Source organism: Thermodesulfobacteriota bacterium (genome assembly GCA_026415035.1).
Lineage (GTDB): Bacteria > Desulfobacterota > BSN033 > BSN033 > UBA1163 > RBG-16-49-23.
The window spans coordinates 18,640-39,353 of record JAOAHX010000005.1 but is presented as its reverse complement, the minus strand read 5'-3'; the positions used below and the strand labels follow the sequence as shown (position 1 = coordinate 39,353).

The 20,714-nt window shown below is 57.4% G+C and carries 20 protein-coding genes and 1 tRNA gene; 5 read left to right on the top strand and 16 right to left on the bottom strand.

The features are described from left to right. Nucleotides 1-11 precede the first annotated feature (11 nt). Nucleotides 12-87 (top strand) — tRNA-Asn (locus N3G78_04645). 40 nt (nucleotides 88-127) lie between these two features. After that, nucleotides 128-388, top strand: a complete 261-nt coding sequence (locus N3G78_04640) for a GIY-YIG nuclease family protein (protein ID MCX8117207.1) — start codon at nucleotides 128-130, stop codon at nucleotides 386-388. 214 nt (nucleotides 389-602) lie between these two features. Here N3G78_04640 and N3G78_04635 read toward each other — a convergent pair whose 3' ends face one another. The 3 genes from N3G78_04635 to N3G78_04625 are packed head-to-tail and all read right to left on the bottom strand — an operon-like array spanning nucleotide 603 to nucleotide 3,426. Continuing rightward, nucleotides 603-1,007 (bottom strand): helix-turn-helix domain-containing protein, encoded by a 405-nt coding sequence (locus N3G78_04635; GenBank protein MCX8117206.1) that lies wholly within the window; start codon nucleotides 1,005-1,007, stop codon nucleotides 603-605. Between the two features lie 18 nt (nucleotides 1,008-1,025). Then, the gene (gene lpxC, locus N3G78_04630) at nucleotides 1,026-2,345 is read right to left on the bottom strand and encodes a UDP-3-O-acyl-N-acetylglucosamine deacetylase (protein ID MCX8117205.1); all 1,320 of its coding nucleotides are present in this window, start codon (nucleotides 2,343-2,345) and stop codon (nucleotides 1,026-1,028) included. Nucleotides 2,346-2,379: 34 nt separating this feature from the next. After that, complete coding sequence (locus N3G78_04625) at nucleotides 2,380-3,426, bottom strand: radical SAM protein (protein MCX8117204.1); 1,047 nt, start codon at nucleotides 3,424-3,426, stop codon at nucleotides 2,380-2,382. A 143-nt stretch (nucleotides 3,427-3,569) separates the two neighbouring features. Between N3G78_04625 and N3G78_04620 the strand changes: the two genes are divergently transcribed. The 3 genes from N3G78_04620 (at nucleotide 3,570) to N3G78_04610 (ending at nucleotide 6,255) form a co-directional block, all read left to right on the top strand. Continuing rightward, the gene (locus N3G78_04620; GenBank protein MCX8117203.1) at nucleotides 3,570-4,352 is read left to right on the top strand and encodes a Sir2 family NAD-dependent protein deacetylase; all 783 of its coding nucleotides are present in this window, start codon (nucleotides 3,570-3,572) and stop codon (nucleotides 4,350-4,352) included. Nucleotides 4,353-4,587: 235 nt separating this feature from the next. Continuing rightward, entirely contained in the window at nucleotides 4,588-5,073 is a 486-nt protein-coding gene (locus N3G78_04615) for an SH3 domain-containing protein (protein MCX8117202.1), read from the top strand. Between the two features lie 30 nt (nucleotides 5,074-5,103). Continuing rightward, nucleotides 5,104-6,255 (top strand): hypothetical protein, encoded by a 1,152-nt coding sequence (locus N3G78_04610; protein MCX8117201.1) that lies wholly within the window; start codon nucleotides 5,104-5,106, stop codon nucleotides 6,253-6,255. Here the strand turns inward: N3G78_04610 and N3G78_04605 are convergent. The 13 genes from N3G78_04605 to murD all read right to left on the bottom strand — a co-directional run bounded on the left by N3G78_04605 (nucleotide 6,250) and on the right by murD (nucleotide 20,706). Beyond that, nucleotides 6,250-7,272, bottom strand: coding sequence for a metal-dependent hydrolase (locus N3G78_04605; protein MCX8117200.1), 1,023 nt, complete (start codon nucleotides 7,270-7,272; stop codon nucleotides 6,250-6,252). The genes N3G78_04610 and N3G78_04605 overlap by 6 nt on opposite strands. A 104-nt stretch (nucleotides 7,273-7,376) precedes the next feature. After that, nucleotides 7,377-7,667: a hypothetical protein gene (locus tag N3G78_04600; GenBank protein MCX8117199.1), complete on the bottom strand. Its 291-nt coding sequence runs from the start codon at nucleotides 7,665-7,667 to the stop codon at nucleotides 7,377-7,379. Nucleotides 7,668-7,778: 111 nt separating this feature from the next. Next, a complete protein-coding gene (locus tag N3G78_04595; GenBank protein MCX8117198.1) occupies nucleotides 7,779-8,492 on the bottom strand; it encodes an alpha/beta hydrolase in 714 nt (237 codons plus the stop codon). A gap of 32 nt (nucleotides 8,493-8,524) precedes the next feature. Next, nucleotides 8,525-10,261, bottom strand: coding sequence for a radical SAM protein (locus N3G78_04590; protein ID MCX8117197.1), 1,737 nt, complete (start codon nucleotides 10,259-10,261; stop codon nucleotides 8,525-8,527). Between the two features lie 105 nt (nucleotides 10,262-10,366). Then, nucleotides 10,367-11,584: a cell division protein FtsZ gene (gene ftsZ / locus N3G78_04585; GenBank protein MCX8117196.1), complete on the bottom strand. Its 1,218-nt coding sequence runs from the start codon at nucleotides 11,582-11,584 to the stop codon at nucleotides 10,367-10,369. A gap of 119 nt (nucleotides 11,585-11,703) precedes the next feature. Continuing rightward, nucleotides 11,704-12,930: a cell division protein FtsA gene (gene ftsA / locus N3G78_04580; GenBank protein MCX8117195.1), complete on the bottom strand. Its 1,227-nt coding sequence runs from the start codon at nucleotides 12,928-12,930 to the stop codon at nucleotides 11,704-11,706. A gap of 18 nt (nucleotides 12,931-12,948) precedes the next feature. Further along, entirely contained in the window at nucleotides 12,949-13,773 is an 825-nt protein-coding gene (locus N3G78_04575) for an FtsQ-type POTRA domain-containing protein (protein MCX8117194.1), read from the bottom strand. A gap of 58 nt (nucleotides 13,774-13,831) precedes the next feature. Beyond that, on the bottom strand, nucleotides 13,832-14,815 hold the full coding sequence (locus N3G78_04570; protein ID MCX8117193.1) for a D-alanine--D-alanine ligase: 984 nt from the start codon (nucleotides 14,813-14,815) through the stop codon (nucleotides 13,832-13,834). Beyond that, the gene (murB, locus tag N3G78_04565; protein ID MCX8117192.1) at nucleotides 14,806-15,693 is read right to left on the bottom strand and encodes a UDP-N-acetylmuramate dehydrogenase; all 888 of its coding nucleotides are present in this window, start codon (nucleotides 15,691-15,693) and stop codon (nucleotides 14,806-14,808) included. The genes N3G78_04570 and murB overlap by 10 nt, the downstream gene beginning before the upstream one ends. Before the next feature lie 20 nt (nucleotides 15,694-15,713). Next, nucleotides 15,714-17,123 (bottom strand): UDP-N-acetylmuramate--L-alanine ligase, encoded by a 1,410-nt coding sequence (gene murC / locus N3G78_04560; GenBank protein MCX8117191.1) that lies wholly within the window; start codon nucleotides 17,121-17,123, stop codon nucleotides 15,714-15,716. A gap of 22 nt (nucleotides 17,124-17,145) precedes the next feature. Beyond that, nucleotides 17,146-18,222 (bottom strand): undecaprenyldiphospho-muramoylpentapeptide beta-N-acetylglucosaminyltransferase, encoded by a 1,077-nt coding sequence (murG, locus tag N3G78_04555; protein ID MCX8117190.1) that lies wholly within the window; start codon nucleotides 18,220-18,222, stop codon nucleotides 17,146-17,148. Further along, nucleotides 18,219-19,319 carry a putative lipid II flippase FtsW gene (gene ftsW / locus N3G78_04550; protein ID MCX8117189.1) on the bottom strand — a complete coding sequence of 367 codons (1,101 nt, stop codon included), beginning with the start codon at nucleotides 19,317-19,319 and terminating at the stop codon, nucleotides 18,219-18,221. The genes murG and ftsW overlap by 4 nt, the downstream gene beginning before the upstream one ends. A 13-nt stretch (nucleotides 19,320-19,332) precedes the next feature. Then, complete coding sequence (gene murD / locus N3G78_04545; protein ID MCX8117188.1) at nucleotides 19,333-20,706, bottom strand: UDP-N-acetylmuramoyl-L-alanine--D-glutamate ligase; 1,374 nt, start codon at nucleotides 20,704-20,706, stop codon at nucleotides 19,333-19,335. Between the last annotated feature and the right edge of the window lie 8 nt (nucleotides 20,707-20,714).

The window sequence follows — 20,714 nt, the reverse complement described above, 5'->3', positions numbered from 1 at the left end:
GGTTTTCCCACTCCCCGATAGCTCAACCGGCAGAGCGGGTGGCTGTTAACCACTAGGTTGGAGGTTCGAGTCCTCCTCGGGGAGCCAGTTCACGCAGAGGCCAGGCCAACCCCTGGCCTCTTTCCTCATGAACCTCTGGGTCTACATCCTCCAAAGCGAAACCACAGGACGCTACTACTGCGGCCAAACCAGCAACCTCCAACGAAGACTCCTCCAACACAACGACCCCCAATACCACCTCTCCAAAACCACCAAACGACTCCAAGGCCCCTGGAAACTCCTCTGGTCCCAAGAATGCCCAAACCAGACGGTGAACCTGCCAAGACGACTTCTCCAATCTCAGGATCTCATTTTCCCTTCCCAAAAGACCTGTTCGAAGGTCTTTTAAAACTCCATGGGTTCCAAAGGTTATCCCTTGCCGTCGACCTTTTTGATGAATCGGAGGTCCGAGCCTCCTCAGAGGACCCAATCCCGTTTTTTTCCGATCAGCGCTTTATCCCTTTCGGAGTATTGGAAAGGGATGGGATTGTAGGTTGAGGGGGACGAACCTTTAAGGAGGCTAAAAGGGTTAGATCGCTCTCGGGCCTGCTTTAGAGGGTGTTTTAAAGGGGGTTGGGCTCCCTCCCCTTCTTTTTAAGAAGGTTGAGGAGATCGGACTCCCTGGAGGGCCTCAACTCGTTGGGAGGTTCCGCACCGGCCCTGAGCTCTTCCTTTTTATAATCTTTCTCCCGGATGAGATGCTTCTCAATCCAGCGGTCAAGGGCCTTGAGATCAAACAGCACCCGGTCCCCGATCTTGAGGTAGGGGAGTTTTTTCGCAGAGGCCAGGCGATAAATCGTATCCGTGGAAAGGCTGAGGTACTGGCTGGCCTCTTTGGCCGTGATCAACCTTCGGAGTTCCGGGATCTTCTTCATCCGGTCATCCAACCGCTCAAAATACTTTTCGGCGAGGAGGTCTGCCAATAAGTTCAAGAATTCCTTCACCCCGGGCCTTTCCTCCCGTCCCATCTTTTCCCCCCTTTTCAATCAGGGCCCTTTCAAACGGAGCCCCTCTTGGATTTTTCGCATCATGGCAATATTTTCGGTATGGCCCGTAAACCGTGCCGTCACCCTTCCACGAATCGGCCGATTGAGCAGGTAGAGGTCGCCGATCAAATCGAGAATCTTGTGTCTGACGAACTCGTCAGGAAACCTCAATTCCGTATTGACCACCTTCTCGTCATCGACGAGGATAAAATTGTGGAGGCGTCCTCCGCCAGCCAGGCCCATCCGCTCCAGCATCTCGATATCCTTCAAAAACCCAAAGGTCCGAGCCGGGGCAATCTGCTCCTTAAAACTAACCGCACTGTCCAGGACGAACTCGAGGCTCTGGGGGCCAATCGGATAGGGGTAATCCAAAAAATAGTGGATGGTGAGAGTCTCTGCAGGCTCGATCACAAGGGATTTGTGCTTGTGGATCACTTCGTACCGTCGGTCGATCACGATCTCATCCGTCCTCTCATCCTGCTCCTCGATCCCCGCCTCCTCGATCATCTTGCAGAACTCTATGGCCGAACCATCCATGATGGGGATCTCCTCGATCATCTTCACCATCAGATTGGTGATCCCGTAGGCATGGAGGACCGCCAGCAGATGTTCGACCGTCTTGGCGATGGCCATCCCCTTTTTGAGGGAGGTGGCGTACTCCGTCGTCTGGACATAATCGAGGTGGGCCGGGACCACCTCCTCGTTGGAGACATTGCCGAAGAGGATGCCGCTGTGAGGAGGGAGGGGCTGGAGGAGAAGGCCGGTCTTCATGCCGGAGTGGAGTCCTCGTCCATAGAGGACCACGCTCTTCTGAATCGTCTTCTGGAGGGCCAGAGGGGTCGAGGGCCGTTTCCGCCCCTTTGGAGGGAGAGGGCTTTGGGTTTCGAGAGAAACAGGAGGGGCCCCTTCCCTGTCCGTGACCGGGGCCGGGGCCTGGGGATCTTCCATCCCTTCGACAGGCCGATCAAGGGCCACCCGGACCGATTTGAGGAGGGCGTCGAGGGAGATGGGCTTTTCGATAAAGTCCAAGGCCCCTTGCTTGACGGCCGCCATGGCCGTGGAGATCGTCGCATGGCCAGAGATCATGATGACCTGACAGTCCGGGTCAATCCCCTTCAGTCGTTTCAAGACTTCGATCCCATCCATCCCGGGCATCCAGATATCGAGAAGGGTCACATCCGGGCGTTCTCGTTGAAATGCCTCAAGGGCCTCCGTGCCGCTTTTGACGGCCGTTACGCGGAACCCCTCATCCTCGAGCACTCCCCGAATCGACTCCAGCACCCTCTCTTCGTCATCCACGATGAGAATCCTCTTCTCCATCCAGCCTCCCCTTGCGGTCCGAGTCCTTGGGGCCTCAAAAATTTCCAACGCCCACTTCTTCTCTCAAGAGATGGTAATCCGATTCCGAGGAGGCGAAAATCCCCGTGTTCCCGAGCCTGACATGCATCAGGCCTACCTCTTTGACCTCCTGGTAGGCAGAAATCATCTCCGTCACCTTGGGACTTTTATATCGTTTCATCTGGAATTCCGGAAAGAAGGCCAGGATCGTAAAGGGAATTTCAGGATCGAGGTCGAAAAGCAACTGGGCGATCTTCTTCAGCTGGGGGGTCTCCACCAGACCCGGGATGTAGAGGGAGAGGACCTCCAGCACGAACCCCCTTTTCAGAATCTCCTCCGGAAGCTTCAAAATATTCCGATTGAAACAACCCGTCAGCCACTTGTGGTCTGTTCCATCGTAAGCCTTCAGGTCGAGCCAGAACGCGTCCACGCCCGCATCCTTCAACCGATCGAGGTTTTGGGGGGTCAACCCATACCCGTTCGTTTCGATCAGAACCCAGAGTTGGGTTTCTTGCTTGATCAACTGCGCGCAGTCGACATAAAACTCGGGACAGCAGGTGAGGTCGCCTCCGGTGAAGGCGACGATATTCCGGGCAGGCCCCCACCCCTGAGGACTCAACACGATATCCTTTTTCTGAATGACTCTCGGACAGAGGGAGGACCGTTTCCCATACATCACGCAGGCCCCGCAGCAGCGGCAAGATTCCTGGGCATGAAAGGCGGTGGCCCTCTCCCGGGGCTCGCGTAATGTCACCCCCTTTTCGTACTCTTTGCAGGCCTTCAGGACATCCTCGGGAGCCCACCACTCCCCGCTGGCCCTCTTGGTAAAGCTCCAGGAGTGACATTTTCTACAAGAAAAGTTGCACCCCGATTGATAAAGAGAGAGGTAATTCTCTGGCCGAGAGAGGTGGGCCGCGGAGATGAGACGGAGCCAGCCCTTGTCGGAAGACCGGAGGGTCGCCTCACAGGCCAACGCCTTCCTTCCTTCGACCTCGACATAACAGCTCCCTTGAGGATAGCCCTGTTGGATCAACCTGCAACCCATACCCTTCAACTGTATCATAAGCCGTCTTTTTCTTGCAAGGTAGAAGGGTTCTATGATATAGAACAGAGAAACCCAACCCTGATATTTAGTCCTCGATCGCCTCCATGGGAGGGCCCTCAAAGGGGGGATCCCTGGGGCGAGGGCGTCGGAGCGCGTCGGACATGAGAGAGATTGCCACGGTGGCCCGATGGATCCTCTCCTCCAAAAGGGTGGTCATTTTCGGAGGGGCTGGGCTGAGCACGGAATCCGGCATCCCAGACTTCAGAAGCCCAGGGGGTGTCTGGGATCGCTATAATCCCGAGGATTTTTACTATCAAAATTTCATCTCTAGCGAGGCCTCGCGCGAAAAATACTGGCAGATGGCGACCGAAATGTATGAGCCGATGAAACGGGCCCAACCCAATCAGGCCCACCTCGCCATTGCCGAATTGGAGAGGCTGGGGAAACTCGATTGCATCATCACCCAGAATATCGACGGCCTCCACCAAAAGGCGGGAAACTCGCCCGAGAAGATCATCGAGCTGCACGGAACCGCCTTGCACGTGACATGCTTGACCTGTAAAAAAAGGTACGACCGCGACGAGATCCAAGAGCGAATCCGGAGAGGGATAAAAGTCCCCTACTGTGACGAATGCGGAGGCCCTCTGAAACCTTCCACGATCTCCTTCGGCCAGGCCATGCCGGAGAGGGAAATGGGCGAAGCCTATCGTCGCTCCTCCGAAGCCGACCTCTTTATCGTCATCGGTTCTTCCCTCGTCGTTCAACCTGCGGCCTCCTTGCCCCTCCTAGCAAAAAGGAATGGGGCGAAGCTGGTGATCATTAACAGGGATCCCACTCCATACGACCACCTTGCCGATATCGTCATCCATGGCCAGGCAGGTCCGATTATGGCCGAGATCCTGAGACAGGTAAACCATGGTCTGAAAAACGATCATGGAAATTGAGCCCCTATTCTCACCCCATCGACCCACTTGGTCATTTATTGACCAAATGGCGACAAAAAAGAAGTGGGCGGCCTGATTTGAACTCGCCCTTTTGAAGAAAACTCCTTTGATTTCAGTTTGTTATGGTGCTCAAACATTGGTATCAATTTTGCTTTTGTTCAACTTGATACTCCATTTTGGCTAAACGGGTATGTTCTTATTACGAAGGAAGGATCATTTGGCCCTTCTCGGGCTCATGGTATTTCCTTTCATCTTCTTCCTTCTCTCGGGGTGTTCAGGCACGAGGCCTGATACAAAGAAGGCGGAAGAAAGCCCCCCCTCTTCGGTGGAAAGGAAGTTGGAAGAACCTTCAAAAGAGGCCGCACCAACCCCTCAACCCCCCTTAGAATCTCAAAAGCAGGTCCCGCCTGCAGCGCCCTCGGCACCTCCCATCCCGGAGACGCCGAAACCCTCACCCCCTCCTCAGCCGGTTTTGCCTCAACCCCCTCCCCCTCGAACCGTAAAAATCTTATGGGAATCGGTCAATCTCCGGGAAGGGCCTGGTCTCCAACATAAGGTGGTCGGGGTTGTCAGAAAGGGGACCACCCTCATCGTCCTCGATGAGATGGGTAACTGGTTACGCGTTCGGCTGGAAAGCGGAAAGGAAGCATGGGTGAGCAAGGCGGCCACTTCAGAGGCACCCAAGCCCCCTCCCCCTCCGCCGAAACCCAAACCCATGTGAGCCGGACGAACGAGGGCAGAGCAAGGTCTTATGTTGTTCTGTAAAAAATGCGGCATCGAACAGGAGGAAGATAAAAGATTCTGTCCACAGTGTGGAAGCTTCCTGATTAAGAAAGAGGGCCTTTTTCAGGATTCAGACCCCCAGGGAGAGGTCGGGGAAAGGCCCAAAGAGAAATTCATCTGTCCAGAATGCCACATCATTTATGAGAAAACGAAGGCTTGTATCCGGTGCGGGATAGAGGTGCTCCCTTTCTCGTCCTACCAGGAGCGAAGGGGGCACCCAGAGACGCAGGCCCCGCGGGTGGAGAAGAAGACGGAAAAGCCTTCACCTCCCCTGGAGCCTGACGAGCAACGGCTGCCCCACCTCATCTGCCCCACCTGTCGAAAAGAACACCTGGGTGGTAGCTCCTGTATTCGGTGCGGAGGCGAGCTCGTCCCGATCGACTCGCCACCCCAGGACCCCAAAAAAGAAAAGGTCAAACCGCCACCCTCTCCCCCCCCCAAAAAATCCGAGGAGAAGAGATCGGCGCCATCGGGGATAAAAGGCAACCTCCTCCAGGAAGAGGAGGCACAAGCCAATTTCCATAAAAGGACACTCGAAGAACAACTCAGGAAGGGAAGGCTTTTGAGAAAAGTGAGAAGGGACTATCCCCGGACGATCTTAAACTGGGGGGGCATGGCGATCATCGCCATCGCGGTCGGATATTTCCTCTGGTCCACCTATGCACACCTCAAGGAGTCCCGGGGCGGTTCTCCCCCAGGGGTGGCGGTCAAGGAGGCCTCCACGAATCCGGCCTCTTCTGACACGTCCCCTTCAAGTTCTCCCGGCAGGGAGAAAGAGGAAGAGGGAGAGATCAAATCCCTCCTTGAGAACATCCGGCTCGCCAATCTTCGGAGGGATATCGATCTCTTCATGTCGTGTTATGGAAAAGACTTCAAAGACCGGGAGGGAAAGAGACGATCGACCCTCAACTCCTGGGAGAAATATACCTTTCTCCACCTCGAATACGATTTGAGCGATCTCTCCATCTCCGGTGACCGAGCCAAGGGGAGGGTGCAATGGCGGCTCAAGTTTGCCCCAAAAGGGGGAGGTCCACCCCAAGAGAGCCGAACGACGCTCGAGACCATCTTCTTGAAGGAGGAGGGGAGATGGAAGATCGGTGAAATTAAATCCGAATCATAGATCCCTTCTCCCCTTCACAAACCCTTCGGAAAGGATCCCCCCCGCATCATCCATCTCCACATAATAGACGAAAGGAAGACGGAGGCCAGGCAGGTAGAATCTCAAATCCATGAATTCCACCCTGTGGCGCCCATCTTTCGAACCGGCGAATTTGGCCACGGGAAACCTGGCAAACCAGTAATAGACCTCGATCCCCTCCGCCCTCAGGGCCCGTTTCACCCAGGGAGAGTCTGGAAGTTTCTCCGTCCCCCTTAAGGAGATCCTTTTCGGGGGATCATAGAGGCGATCCAATTGTTCAAGTAGTGTCGTGTGGGGGTTCGACGAAGGTGCGGAGTGCTCGCGTTTCCTCAGATCAACGAATCCCTGGTAGACCTTCTCTTCGGTCTCGACCAAGAGGGCCCATCGGAAAGGGGAGAGGGGTTGGGGCAGGGCCGCCACCTGGACCACCCGCTCGTCGAGCCCGCGAGTAAAATGTTTCGCCTCCTTGAGAGCCTCTCCCTGCTGGTACCCACAGAAAAGGATGTAAAGGAGGAGCCCAAGGAGAGACCCCCTGCAGAGCCAGGGCCCGGCCTTCCGGAAGAAGAGGCTTACAAGAAAGGGGAGCAAAACCATCCCTGAGAAGAGGAGGTCGATGATGAAGACGAGATCCAAGGAAAACCGAAGATTCGAGAAGGGGGAGAGGATCATCGTCCCATAGGAGGTGAGAAGATCGAGCAAGACATGGCTCAAGAGGACGGGAAGGCAGACTTTGTAATATCTCCAAAGGTGGGGACGTCTCGAGATCTTGGCAAAGGCCCAGCTGAGGAACAGGCCAAAAAAGGGGATCAGAAAAAGGGAATGGGTAAAATCTCGGTGGTATTGGATGGAAAACTGTGAATCGATGAGGCCGAGGACGAAATCCCCATCCGGAAAGATTCCCGCGGCCATCCCGGCAAGGAACCCCCATCGTCCAATCTTTTCGTCCTTAATAGCCTCTGCGATGACCGCTCCGGTGATCGTATGGGTCAGACTATCCATAATTTTATCATAACCTTCCCCTCCCCCCCAAGCAAATCTTGCCCTAAAATGAAAAGGGGCGAATCCGGAGAGATTCGCCCCTTTTCCGATCCCTTACCCACCTCTTAAAATCCGATCCCCGCCTGCCTCAGCTTGGAGAGGCTGAGCAACTCCTCCCGAGTGAAGATGCCTTTCTCCATCAACCACCGACTGTTCTGCCCCAAATTTAGCTCGGTGGGGACGATAAAAAGCGACTTTCGGTCCTTCACCAAGTGGCCGAACGTCAGGCCTGCCCATCTCATCCCTGCCTGGATCGGCGTCATCCCTCTCAGGTCCTTTCGGCGCTCGATCAACATCCCCAGTAACTCGCCCTTTTTCATGTCGTAATTCTTGGTAAAGACCTTGTAGATGATCATCTTTGGCCCTTTTCGCTTTCGGCGACCCTCCGATTGCAAATATTAGGAGTTCGCCTCAAAAATGTCAAGGAGAATTCATTTCACATCCCTTCCTGTCTCGACCGGGTCGAATCAGAAAAGAAACTTCTTGAACCAGTCGACGGTCAGTTCGATCGCACGCCTCCGATGGTCAGGCTGAAAAAGCCGATGGTCCGCTCCTCCGATCACGTGAAGTTCCTTGGGCAGGCCGAGATGTCGAAAGATCTCCCAGGGCTCCTCGGGAGGGACGAGCTCGTCCTCCTCCCCATGGATGACCAGGCATCTCGAGACCTTTGGCAGAAGGGGGAGGAGGCAATGGTTCGGGAGATCTTCGAAAAAGGCCCTCGGCGGGAGGGGATAGTCCTCCTTCTGTTTTTTGGTTTCGAGGTCTTTCAGCTGGAGGGGCGTGGCCCAGACGACCAGGGCCTCGATGGCCTTCTCCTTCGAGGCCTGAATCAAGGATAGGAAACCTCCGAGGCTTGACCCCACCAGCCCCACCCGGATATTCGGGCCAAGATAGGATCGGACAAATTGGAGAGCCGAGCCCAGGTCGATCAGCTTCTTGCTGATCGTCTGATCCTCCTCCCCCCCCTCGCTTTCTCCGATCCCCCTGAAATCGAACCTGAGCAGGGCCATTCCCTCTTCGGCCATCCTGTGGCCGAGGGAGATATACTTTTCGCTCTCCTTGCTCGACAGCAATCCATGGGAGGCCACCACGCAGGGAGGTCGTTCGGTGTGTGAGGGAAGATGGAGGACTCCTGCAATGTTACAATGTTCACTTTTAAAAAAGACCTTCTCCAATTTCACCCGCAAACCTCCCGATGGGTCTTCGTTTCGGTTCAAACTCCCTCGGGCCTTTCCCCCGACGAGGAAAGCTCCTCTTTTGACATCGTTACCCCGGCCTCCTCCATCGCCTTCAGGTATTCCTCCTTCAACACTTCCTTAGGGATGCCGTGATCGATGAAATCCCAGGGAAAGATCTCGTCCAGATCCCTCCTCCGGTAGATGAAGAAGTCCGGATTGAGGCTCACCCCTTTCAGGGCCCGATCCCAGTCTCCTTGCCAACGATGGGCCTCCATCAATATCTGTCCCACCCTCCGGTCTCCCCTTGAGAGGAGGGCTTGGAGATAGGCCCATTTAGGAAGGTCGTGAATCAACTCGACCCCCTTGTCTCCCCTCACCCCGTTGCGCAAAATCTTGAGCCTCCGTTTCAAGGTCGACACCCGCTCCATCGGAACCCACTGGAAGGGAGTGGCGGGTTTGGGGACAAAGACATTGACGCTCAGGATCAATTTCAAAGATTTCTTCTCAGCGCCCCTTCGGAGTGCGACCTGATGTCTCGCCTTATTCATAAGGCCGAGGATCGCCCTGACCTCCTCGTCCGTTTCGGAGGGCAACCCGATGAGGAAGTAGTTCTTGATCTGGGAAAAACCGTTCTCCCAGAGCATCCCGACCGCCCTTAGAATTTCTTCGTCTCGGTACCCCTTGTTCAAAACCCTCCTCAATCGCTCGGTCCCGGCCTCCGGGGCAAGGGCGACGGATTGGATCCCCCCCTTTTTCAGACAATCGAGGAGCGCAGGGGTGATCGCATCCACCCTCAAGGAAGCCATCGCCAGGTTTCCCTGAAGGCTTAGGATGTTTTCGCAGAGGGCAACGAGGTCGGGGTAGTCTGAGACGGCGGTGCCCGTCAATCCTATCCTTGACTCCTGAGACAGAACGGAACCCGCAACGGACCGGAGCAAGGAGAGGCTTCGGTTCCTGAAGGGGAAATAGACGAAGGAGGCGGCGCAGAACCGACACCCTCTCGGACAGCCTCGGTTGACCTCGATCAAGGCCATCCCCCTCAACTCCGTTTCGGTCGTGTAGAGGTTGGATTGGGTCGGAAAGTGATCGAGCGTGGCCACCCATCGCCGTTTGATCTTCTTCGGGAGACCCTCTTCGGGCACCACCGCCTCGATCTTCCCCTCTTGGCCATAGCTTACGTGATAGAATTGGGGGACGTAGACCCCTTCGATCCTCGAGGCTTGTTTCAATACCTCCTGTTTGGAGGACGAAGCCCTAAGGATCTGCAGGAGTTCCTCCAGAACCTCCTCGGCCTCTCCCAGGACGAAGAGATCGAAGAAGTCAGCCAGGGGCTCGGGGTTAAGAAAAACGGCCACCCCACCCCCCATCACCAAGGGATCTCTTTCGGTCCGTTCGGAGCGCCTCGGCGAAAGGTGGGCCAAGGCCAGGAGGGTGAGGACATGAAGAAAATCATTTTCGAAGGAGATGGAGAAGGCCAGGAGGTCGAAGTCGGTCAGCGGTCTCTGGGATTCGAGGGAAAAGAGGGGAGTCCGTGTCCTCTGATACTCCATCAGGTCCTCGGGTTCGGGTAGAAAGGCCCTCTCGCAGACCACGTCGTCGCGGGCATTCAGCCTCTGGTAGATCGTCTGAAATCCAAGGTTGGACATCCCCGCATGATAGAGGTTCGGATAGAGGAGGCAGACGGTGAGGCGTCCCCCCCACGATTTACGAACCGTGCCCCTTTCCTTCTCGAGCAAGGCCTTCGCCTTCTGAATCAGTTTCCAGGATACCATGGGAATCAGGCGCCATCCGAGGTCGATGCCACAGGATCATTTTATCACACCCGAAAAGGGCGGACAAAGGGCCGGTCTCCATCGGACATGATTCCTTTAACCTTCTCAATCCGCCTGTTTTCTCAAAAAGGTGGGGATGTCGATCCGGTCCTCATCCTCGAGGCGCCCCTCAAAGGAGGCATCCAGCTGCAATTCATCGTATCGCTCGTTGGCCTTCAACCTCCTGAGGAAAGTCGGGATTTCCCGGTTCGCCTCCTTCACGCTGATCGTGAACGGGGGGATCTCCTTTCCCCTGTCCTTAAATCCGGGAAGGTGTTGAAACCTCCGGGCCCCTGGGAGGACCGGTTTATCGACCTTTCGCTCCACGGGCTTTCCGAAGCCGGTGGCGATGACCGTGATCCGGATCTCCTCGTGCATCGTGGGATCGATCACCATGCCCCAGATGATGTTGGCATCCTCATGGGCCTCCTTCTGGATGAGGCTCGTCGCCTCGTTGATCTCGCTCAAGGTCATGTTCTCCCCGCCGGTGATGTTGATGAGCAAGCCCCTTGCACCCTCGATGGAGATGTCTTCCAAGAGGGGGCTCGAGATCGCCTTCTGGGCAGCCTCCAGCGCCCGGTTTTCGCCTGAGGCGATGCCCGTCCCCATCATCGCCAGGCCCGTCTCGGACATGACCGATCGAACGTCGGCGAAATCGAGATTGATGATCCCGTGTCCCACGATGATGTCGGAGATCCCCTTGGCGGCATGGTAGAGGATCTCGTCCGCCTTCTTAAAGGCTTCCAGCAAGGTCATGTTCTTACCGCTGATGCTGAGGAGTCGTTGGTTGGGGATGGTGATGAGGGCATCGGCCGTCATCTTCAAGTTGGCCAGCCCCTCCTCGGCCTGTTTCATCCTCTTCTTTCCTTCGAAATGGAAGGGCTTGGTCACGATGGCGACCGTGAGGGCCCCGACCTCCCGGGCGACCTCTGCGATGACAGGCGCCCCTCCGGTGCCCGTCCCCCCTCCCAGCCCCGCGGTGATGAAGACCATGTCGGCCCCTTTAAGGATCTCGCGGATCCGATCCACATCTTCCAGAGCCGCTTTTCTCCCAATCTCGGGATTGGCCCCCGCCCCGAGACCTTTGGTCAAATTGGCCCCCAGCTGGATCTTGATCGGAGAGAGATTGGCGGCCAGGGCTTGGGCGTCGGTGTTGGCTGCGATGAATTCGACACCGGTCAGATGGCTCGCGATCATGGTGTTCAATGCATTGTTGCCCCCTCCCCCGACCCCGATGATCTTGACCTTGGCGGTCATGTTCTGGTTCTCGTCAAATTCGATCATAACCCTCCTCCTTCAAAGAAAAGTTATAGGCCTTTCCACTTTCCCCTCCCGAGCTTCCCTCCCTTGAGACGGGGAAAGAGAAGCGCATCTCCTCAAGGGACAAGGGGTGGGGATGGGGATCAAAAGAATTCCCTCACCCACTCTTTCATCCTCCGGGTCACTTTCCCGAAGAGATTTTCCTCGCCCACCTTAAATCGGCCCTGGCTCCGGTGTCGACTGCCGTAGAGGACAAGCCCTACGCCGGTCGCATAGATGGGACTGTTGACCAGGTCGACCAGGCCCCCGATGCCGATCGGCGTGCCCCTCCGCACAGGAAGGTTGAAAATCTGCTCGGCCAATTCGGGAAGGCCCTCGAGAATGGCGCTGCCTCCGGTAACGATCACGCCCGAGGCGAGGAGATTGGCAAAGCCCATCTTCACCACCTCGTCCCGCACCAGCGTGAGGATCTCCTCCACCCTCGGCTCGATGATCTCTGCAAGGGTCTGCCTGGAAAGGACCCGCGGTTCCCGTCCCCCCACGCTGGGCACCTTAATGGTCTCGTCTTTGCGGACCATGGAGGCGAGGGCACAGCCGTATCGGATCTTAATCTTTTCCGCCTCTTCCGCTGGCGTCCGAAGCCCGATGGAGATATCGTTGGTGATGTGGCTACCTGCCATGGCAAAGACCGCGGTATGTTTGATCGACCCGTTGACAAAGACCGTCAGGTCGGTCGTGCCTCCCCCGATGTCCACGAGGGCCGCTCCCAGCTCCTTCTCCTCCGGCGTGAGAACGGCCTCGCTCGCGCCCAGCTGTTCCAGGACGATGTCGTCGACATGGAGCCCTGCCCGATTGGCGCATTTCACAATATTCTGAGCAGAGGTGATGGCGCCGGTGACGATGTGGACCCTCCCTTCCAGTCTCACCCCGGACATCCCCACCGGGTCCTTGATCCCATCCTGGTCGTCCACGATGAATTCCTGGGGGATGACGTGGATGATCTCCCGATCCATGGGAAGGGCCACGGCACTTGCGGCATCGATGACTCGCTGCCTGTCCTTCTCGGTGATCTCCCGGCTTTTGACCGCGATCACACCATGGCTGTTGATCCCCTTGATGTGTCCTCCAGCAATGCCGGCATAGACCGAGGTGATATGGCAGTCCGCCATCAATTCGGCCTCTTCCACCGCTTTCTTGATCGATTGGACCGTACTCTCGATATTGACCACCACGCCCTTCCGCAATCCCTTGGAAGGATGGGTCCCGAGGCCGATGATGTCGACCTGCCCATCCTTCACCTCCCCCACCACCGTGCAGATCTTCGTGGTCCCGATATCCAATCCGACGACCAGGGAGTCGCCCTTGCCCATCGATCGATCACCTCCTTCCTATCGGGATGGCTGGGTCACCTTCTTGGCCACCATGCGCCTCAGATCCCTGCAGTCGATGGCCCTGGCGCCGATCCCCCTTTGCTTCAGGTCTTCCCAGATGAGAGCCCCCCTCCTCAGCTTCTCCTCGTAATGATCCCATCCCACCCTCACCTCCACTCCCTCGACCGCCGTAACACAGGAGATCCCCAAATCTTTCTCCATCCGGACTTCGGAGATCTTCCCGAAGGGAAGCGCCTTGACCCGATCCACGGCCATCAGGCAATCGAGGGCCTTGGCGATCAGGAACTTGGACCGGTCGGGTTCCTTTTCCAGGTCCTGGCGATTCAATCCGGTGAGGAAAGGATAATCGTATTGGTCCCGATCGCTCGCCCTCGAAAAGATCACCCCTTTGGCGTCGATGTAATAGGGCTCTTCCAATTGGAGGATCGCCACGGGCCTCCTCTCCTCGATATCGATGGAGAGCCGGTCGGGAAAGATCTTTTTCACCCGGACCCCTTCGACCCAGGGATGGGCTTCGATCCTCTGGGCCATCTCCTTCAGGCGGAGCCTGAAAAGATTGGCATTGCCTTCGAGCCGCGCCAGCGAGACCACGGTCTGCTCGGAAATGGTGCGGCACCCGCGGACCTCCACCGCCCTCACCCGGAACCAGGAATCCTTCATGAGGTAGGCATAGGTCTGGTATCCTGCGAAGAAGAGGGCGTGGACACCCAGGAGGAGGAGGGTGAAATGGAGGGTCTTCTTGAGGATCCGAAGAAACCTCTCCCCTATCGGGTCAGTACCTCTCTTGTTCGCCTCGGGTCGATAAAACTGCTCTCCGTCCAAGGGACCTTCCTTTCAATTCTCAAGACCACCTCGAAGGGATTCTCTCCCCCCGTTTTGGTCATCGCCCCATCTTCAATGCCGCCCCCAGGAGAATCCGCTCCGCCAGTTCACCGAAGGAGATGCCCACATACTCCGCTGCTTTCGGCAGGAGACTCGTTTCGGTCATCCCCGGCATCGTGTTCACATCGATGATGAAAGGATTGCCTTCCTCGTCTGTCATGAGGTCGACCCTCGCCACGTCAGAACAACCGAGGGCTTGAAAGGCCTTCAGGCTGATCTCCTGGGCGTAGAGGTATTTCTCCCTGCCGATCCGGGCCGGAATGAGGTATTCGGTCTCTCCTTTGGTATATTTCGAATGGAAGTCGTAGAAACCGCTCTTGGGAACGATCTCGATGATGGGAAGGGGAAGCTCATTGAGAATGCCCACCGTGATCTCCTTCCCCTTCACAAAGGCCTCGATCAGGATTTCGTCGTCGTATTTCAGGGCCTCCCTCACCGCCCCCTGAAGGTCCTCCTCCTTTCGAACGATGGAGACGCCTATCGTGGAGCCTTCCCTCGCCGGTTTCACCACGAGGGGGAGGGAGAGGAGGAGCCCTTTCATCCCTCCCCTCTCGATCTCCTCTCGTTTTAGGCTGTGGAAGGGTGGGGTCGGAAGGTTCTCCTGGATCAGGATCTTCTTGGCCATGACCTTGTGGAGGCAGAGGGCGCTGGCCAGCACCCCCGATCCGGTATAGGGGATCCCCATCAGTTCCAACAATCCCTGGATCGTCCCGTCCTCTCCGTATCGTCCATGGAGAGCGATGAAGGCCACCTCGATCCTCGCCTTGGTCAACCGTTCAGCGATATCCCGGCCCACATCGATGCAGCAGACCTGATAGCCCCGTTCTGCAAGGGCCTTCTGGATCGCCTTTCCCGTCCGGAGCGAAATCTCCCGCTCTCGAGAAAGCCCTCCGAAAAGGACACCGATCTTCTTGGACTTGAGGGAGGGCTCCTTCGTCCGAGGACCGTTCCCCCTCTTAGGGCTCTCCTCATTCACGACCATGATGCCTCACCCACCACCTTCACTTCCCTCTTGAGCCGGATGCCCTTCTCTTCGTATACTCTTCTTTCAATCTCCTCGATGAGCCGAAGCACTTCCTCCGCCTTCGCCCTTCCCAAATTGATGATGAAATTGGCATGTTTCTCGGAGACCATCGCCTCGCCGATCCGGAAACCCTTCAACCCCGATTCCTCGATCCACTTTCCCGCGGGTCCCTCTTCGGGGTTTTTGAAGATCGACCCCGCGCTCGGATAGTCGAGGGGTTGGGTCCTCTTTCGCCTCTCGTAAAAAGAGGTCATCCGATCATGGATTTTCTGCTTGTCCCCTTTTTCCAAATGGAAGGAGCTTTTGAGGATGATCCAGGTCGATGGGAAGTCCAAACGCCGGTATGCGAAACGGAGTTCGGTTCGAGGCCGCTCGACGACCTCGCCCGCTTCGTCCATAAAGGAGACGGAACGGACCACGTCTCCCATCTCCTCTCCCCAAGCGCCCGCATTCATCGCCAACCCCCCTCCCACGGTCCCGGGAATTCCAAAAAAGGGTTCAAACCCCGTCAACCCGTGGCGAAAGGAAAACCGGACCAGTTCCTGGAGTCCGCAGCCTGCCTCGGCCTCGACGTAGGCCCCTTCCTTCCGGATTCTCCTCAACCCTTTCCTCAGGGTGACGACCCAGCCTCGAATGCCTCCGTCGAGGACGAGGAGGTTGGTCCCGTTGCCCAAAACGAAAAGGGGGATCTCTTTCTCCTTGGCGTGAAGAACCACCTTCCTCAATTCATCGAGATCCTTGGGAAAGAGCAAGCAATCCGCAGGCCCTCCCACCTTGAGGGAGGTATAGCGTTTCATCGGCGCGTCGAAGATCACCTCTCCTTCGATCAATCCCACAGCCTCCTGTTGATAATCCCTCACCATGAGATGGAGCCCACCCCCGCCTTACCGCCCCCTCCCAGGCGCTTCACCAGCTCATCGGCCACCTGATAGATATCGCCAGCCCCCAAGGTGATGACCATGTCCCCGGGGGCGATGATCCCCAGCAGGTGATCCACGATCCCCTTCTTATCGGGCAGATAGGTCACATCCTTGTGGCCGTATTCCCTGATCCCCTCGAAGAGGACCTTTGCCTCCACCCCCTCGATCGGCTCCTCGCCCGCTGGATAGATCTCGGTCAGGATAAGCACATCGGCGTCGTTAAAGGCGGTGAAAAACTCCTTCAGGAGGGCCTGCGTCCGGGTATAACGGTGGGGTTGAAAAACGGCCACGACCCGCCTCCTCCACCCCGTCTTGGCCGCCTTCAAGGTTGCCATGATCTCCACGGGATGATGGCCATAGTCGTCCACGACGAGGACCCCCTGGAGGTCTGCCTTGATCTGAAATCTCCTCTGGACGCCGCTGAACTCTCTCAGGGAGTCCTGGACGACGTCAAAAGGGATATCGAGTTCGAAGGCCGTGGCCAGGGCAGCCAGCGCATTATAGACGTTATGGAGGCCTGGCATCCGAAGCTCCAATCGACCGATCTCCCTCCGGAGGTGGCGGACCTTGAAGGTGGTGGAAAGCCCTTCGTAGTCGATCTCCTCGGCCTGAAAATCGGCCTGGGTGGTCAATCCATAGGTGGTGAACCGCTTCTTGACCTTGGGCAGGAGGCTCTGCACATGGGGGTGATCGAGGCAGAGCACCGCCAAACCGAAGAAGGGGATCTTGTGCAGAAACTGGAGGAAGGCCTCTTTGATCTCCTCGATATGATGGTAGTAGTCGAGATGCTCCGGATCGATGTTCGTCACCACCGCGATGGTGGGCAACAGCTTCAGGAACGATCCGTCGCTCTCGTCGGCCTCGGCCACCAAAAAATCGCCCTGCCCCAACCTCGCATTGCTCCCGATGCTGTTGAGCCTTCCCCCGATCACCACGGTGGGATCCAGTCCCGCGGCGCCCAAGATGGTTGCGATGAGAGAGGTGGTCGTCGTCTTTCCATGGGTGCCAGCAATGGCGATGCCCACCTTCATGCGCATCAGTTCGGCCAGCATCTCCGCCCTGGGGATGACCGGGATGAGCCTCTCCTCTGCGGCTTCCACCTCGGGGTTGTTGGGTCGAATGGCCGAAGAGACGACCACCACATCGGCCTCCTTCACATTCTCCCTCTGATGGCCGTAATGGATCTCGCATCCGAGGGCCTGAAGCCTCCGGGTCACCTCGGTCTCCCTCAGGTCCGATCCGCTGATCCGATAACCCAGGTTGAGCAGCACCTCGGCAATCCCGCTCATGCCGATCCCACCGATCCCGACGAAGTGGATGTTTCTGACCTTGACCTTCCGATACATAGAGACGCTTCACCCTCAGGCTTTAACGCCTGACCAACGCATAACCTTGATCCACGATCTCCTCAGCCGCCCCGGGTCGAGCAAAGGTCCGGGCGGCCTGCTCCATCCCCTCCCTCTTTTCCGGATGGAGGTAGAGGTCACGGATCGCCTCGGAGAGCACTGGCCCGCTGAGCTCTCGGTCCAGGATCAGCCTGGCTGCCCCCCGATCGGCCAGCTTCTGGGCATTGATCAACTGATGGCGATGGGCCGCATAGGGATAGGGAACCAAAATGGAGGCCTTTCCGCAAACCGCAAGCTCCGCCACGGTGCTCGCCCCGGAACGACAGATCACCAGATCGGCCTTGGGATAGTAGTGCTCCATCCGCTCGATAAAAGGGACCACTTCTGCCTCGAACCCTCCTTCCCTGTAGGCCTTCGAGACGACCTCCAGATCGTCCTTCCCGGTCTGGTGGATAAATCGCCATGCCGACCTCATCTCCTGAAGCCCGGGCAGGGCCTCGACCACGGCCATGTTGATCCGGTGGGCCCCGGAGCTCCCCCCGAAGATGAGGAGGGTAAACCGATCTCCTCTCTCCCGCAGGCCGGCACAGCGGAGGATCTCTCTTCGGATCGGGTTTCCCGTGACCACGGTCCGCTTCGCCGGAAAATAAGGCCTCGTCTCTTCGAAGGAGATGAAAATCCGTTGGCTGAACCACTTCAGCATCCGGTTCGTCAACCCGGGAACGACGTTCTGTTCGTGAATGGCCCGCTTCACCCCGAGGAGGGCGGCCCCTAAGATGGCAGGGCCCGAGGCGTAGCCCCCCACCCCCAACACCAGATGGGGTTGAAACTCCTTCAACAGCCTCATCGCCTCCCCGATCGACCTCGGCATGGCCCAAAGGGCCCTCGCCTTGCCGAGGATCGGCCTTCCCATGAGGGGCATCGCCCGGATCATCTTTAAAGGGAACCTTCCATCGGATAACACTTTCGCCTCAAGGCCTCTTTCGGTGCCGATGAAGAGAACCTCGTTCTCCTCCTCTCTCTCCAAAAAGGCCTCGGCAACGGCGATGCCGGGAAAGAGATGGCCTCCTGTCCCTCCTCCTGCGATGACCCATTTCATCGCCTCTCCGCCTGGGTTGAAAGACGGAGGAGGATCCCCAACCCGATAAAATTGGCCATCAGAGAGGTCCCCCCGTAACTGACGAAGGGGAGGGTCAACCCTTTTGTGGGAAGCAGCCCGAGCACCACTGCCATATTGATGATCGCCTGGAGCGAGATCATCAGGGTGATCCCCAGCGCCAGAAAAGAGCCGAACCTATCCTGAACCGACAACCCGATCTGGACCCCACGGACCATGATGAGGAAGAAGAGGAGCACCACCCCCAAGGCCCCCACGAGCCCGAGCTCCTCACCGATCATGGAAAAGATGAAATCGGTGTGGGGCGCCGGGAGAAAGAAGAGCTTCTGCCTCCCCTCCCCCAACCCCAGGCCGAAGAGGCCTCCCGAACCGAAAGAGAGAAAGGATTGGATGATCTGAAAACTCGTCCCCGTGGGGTCCTCCCAGGGCCGGAGGAAGCTGACAAGCCTCTTGTAGCGGTACTCCGCGTTCATCAGGAGGAGATAGAGGAGAGGCGCAACCAGAAGCACCCCTCCCAAGAGATAGATGACGCGTGCGCCGCTGAGGAAAAGGAGGAGAAAGACGATGAGGGCCAGAAAGAGGGCCGCGCCGAAATCAGGCTCCAGCAAGAGGAGGCCGATCACCAGACCCGAGAGGAAGACGGTGGGAAGGAATCCGAAGGAGAAGCTTTTGATCTTTTCCTCCTTCTTCGTGAGAAAGTAGGCCAGAAAGATGATCAGGCCCATTTTCGCCAATTCCGAAGGTTGGAAGGTGAATCCCCCGATCTTCAGCCATCGCATCGCTCCTCCCGCCTTATGACCCACGCCCGGGATCAGAACCGCTACCAGGAGAAGGACCGAGGCGAAGAAGATGGGGTAGGCCATCCGCCTCCAGAACCCGTGAGGGATGAACCACATCAGAATCATCGCCAGGCAGCCCGCTCCGGCGTAAAGGGCCTGCCTCTTCAAGAAGTAGTAGGGGTCCCCGAATCGGTCTCCGGCAAGGATGGCGCTGGTGCTATAGACCATCACGATCCCGATCCCGGTCAGGATCAGGGCCGCCCCCAGCAGGATAAAGTCGAATCTTCCCCTCGTCTTCACCGATGAAACCCTCTCACGTTAAAGATCCGGCCGAGGGATCTTCTACTAACCGGTTGACCGCCTCCTTAAAAACTTTCCCTCGCTCCTGGTAGTCCTTGAACATGTCGAAGCTCGAACAGGCCGGCGAGAGGAGGACGACGTCGCCCCGGCTCGCCGACCGATGGGCCAGCCGCACGGCCTCTTCCAAGGTTTCGGCCTTCACCGTGTCCGTCAGGGAGCCCAGTTCCCTGGCCATTCTCTCCTTGGCCTCGCCGATCAGGATCATCCGCTTCACCCGGGTCCGGACCCACTCTTTGAGGGGCCCGAGGTCCGTCTGTTTGTCCTTCCCTCCGGCGATCAAGATGACCGGGGCCTCGAAGCTCTGGAGGGATTTGACCACAGAACCGACGTTCGTCCCCTTCGAGTCGTTATAATAGGTCACCCCCCCGATCTCCCGGACAAATTCGAGGCGGTGTTCCACCCCCCTGAACTGGTCGATGGCCCTCTGAACCGCCTCTCTCGAAGCGCCGAAGAGCCTCGCCCCGAGGATCGCGGCCATCCCATTCTCGACATTGTGGATCCCTCTCAGGCCCGACCGCCTCAGGTCATAGGTCTCTTCCCTCCCGTCCCGCCGGAAAAGGATTTGGCCTCGGTTTAAAAAACACCCTTCCTCCACCTCTCGCTCGAGGCTGAAGAAGAAGGCCTTGGCCCTGACCCGGTCCAAGTGTTTCCGAATGATCGGGTCATCCTGGTTCAGAATGGCGATGTCTTCGGGCCTCTGATTCTTAAAGATCCTGAGCTTCGCCTCGATGTAGTCCTCAAAGGTCGGATATCGGTCGAGGTGATCCTCGGTAATGTTGAGTAAGACCGAACCCGCAGGCCGAAAGGTATCGATCCCTTCCAGCTGGAAGCTCGAAACCTCCACGACCAGGATCTCCCACCGACCCCCATTCTCGACGAAGCGGATCAAAGGCTCTCCGATGTTGCCCCCGACACCGACCCTCTTCCCTTCTTCCTTGAGCATCGCCGCCATGAGAAGGGTCGTCGTCGTCTTTCCATTGGTGCCGGTGATCGCAATCATGGGGAGAGAGAGGTAACGGCTGGCCAGTTCGATCTCGCTGATCACCTCGATCCCCCGATCCAAGGCCTTCCTGATCGGCTCAAGGCCAGGATCGACCCCCGGGCTGAGAACGATGAGCTCCTGACCGAGGAAGAGAGCGACCGAGTGGCCTCCCCATTCGGAATGGATGGAGGCCCCCTTCAACTGGGAGGCGACCTCCTGCATCTCCCTTTCGGACTTTGCCTCCGAAGTGCTCACGATGGCGCCTCTCTCCAGGAGGAACCGTACGGTGGCCAGCCCTGTTCTGGCCAAACCCACGACCAAGACTTTCCGACCCCTGAGATCCATGGGATTCC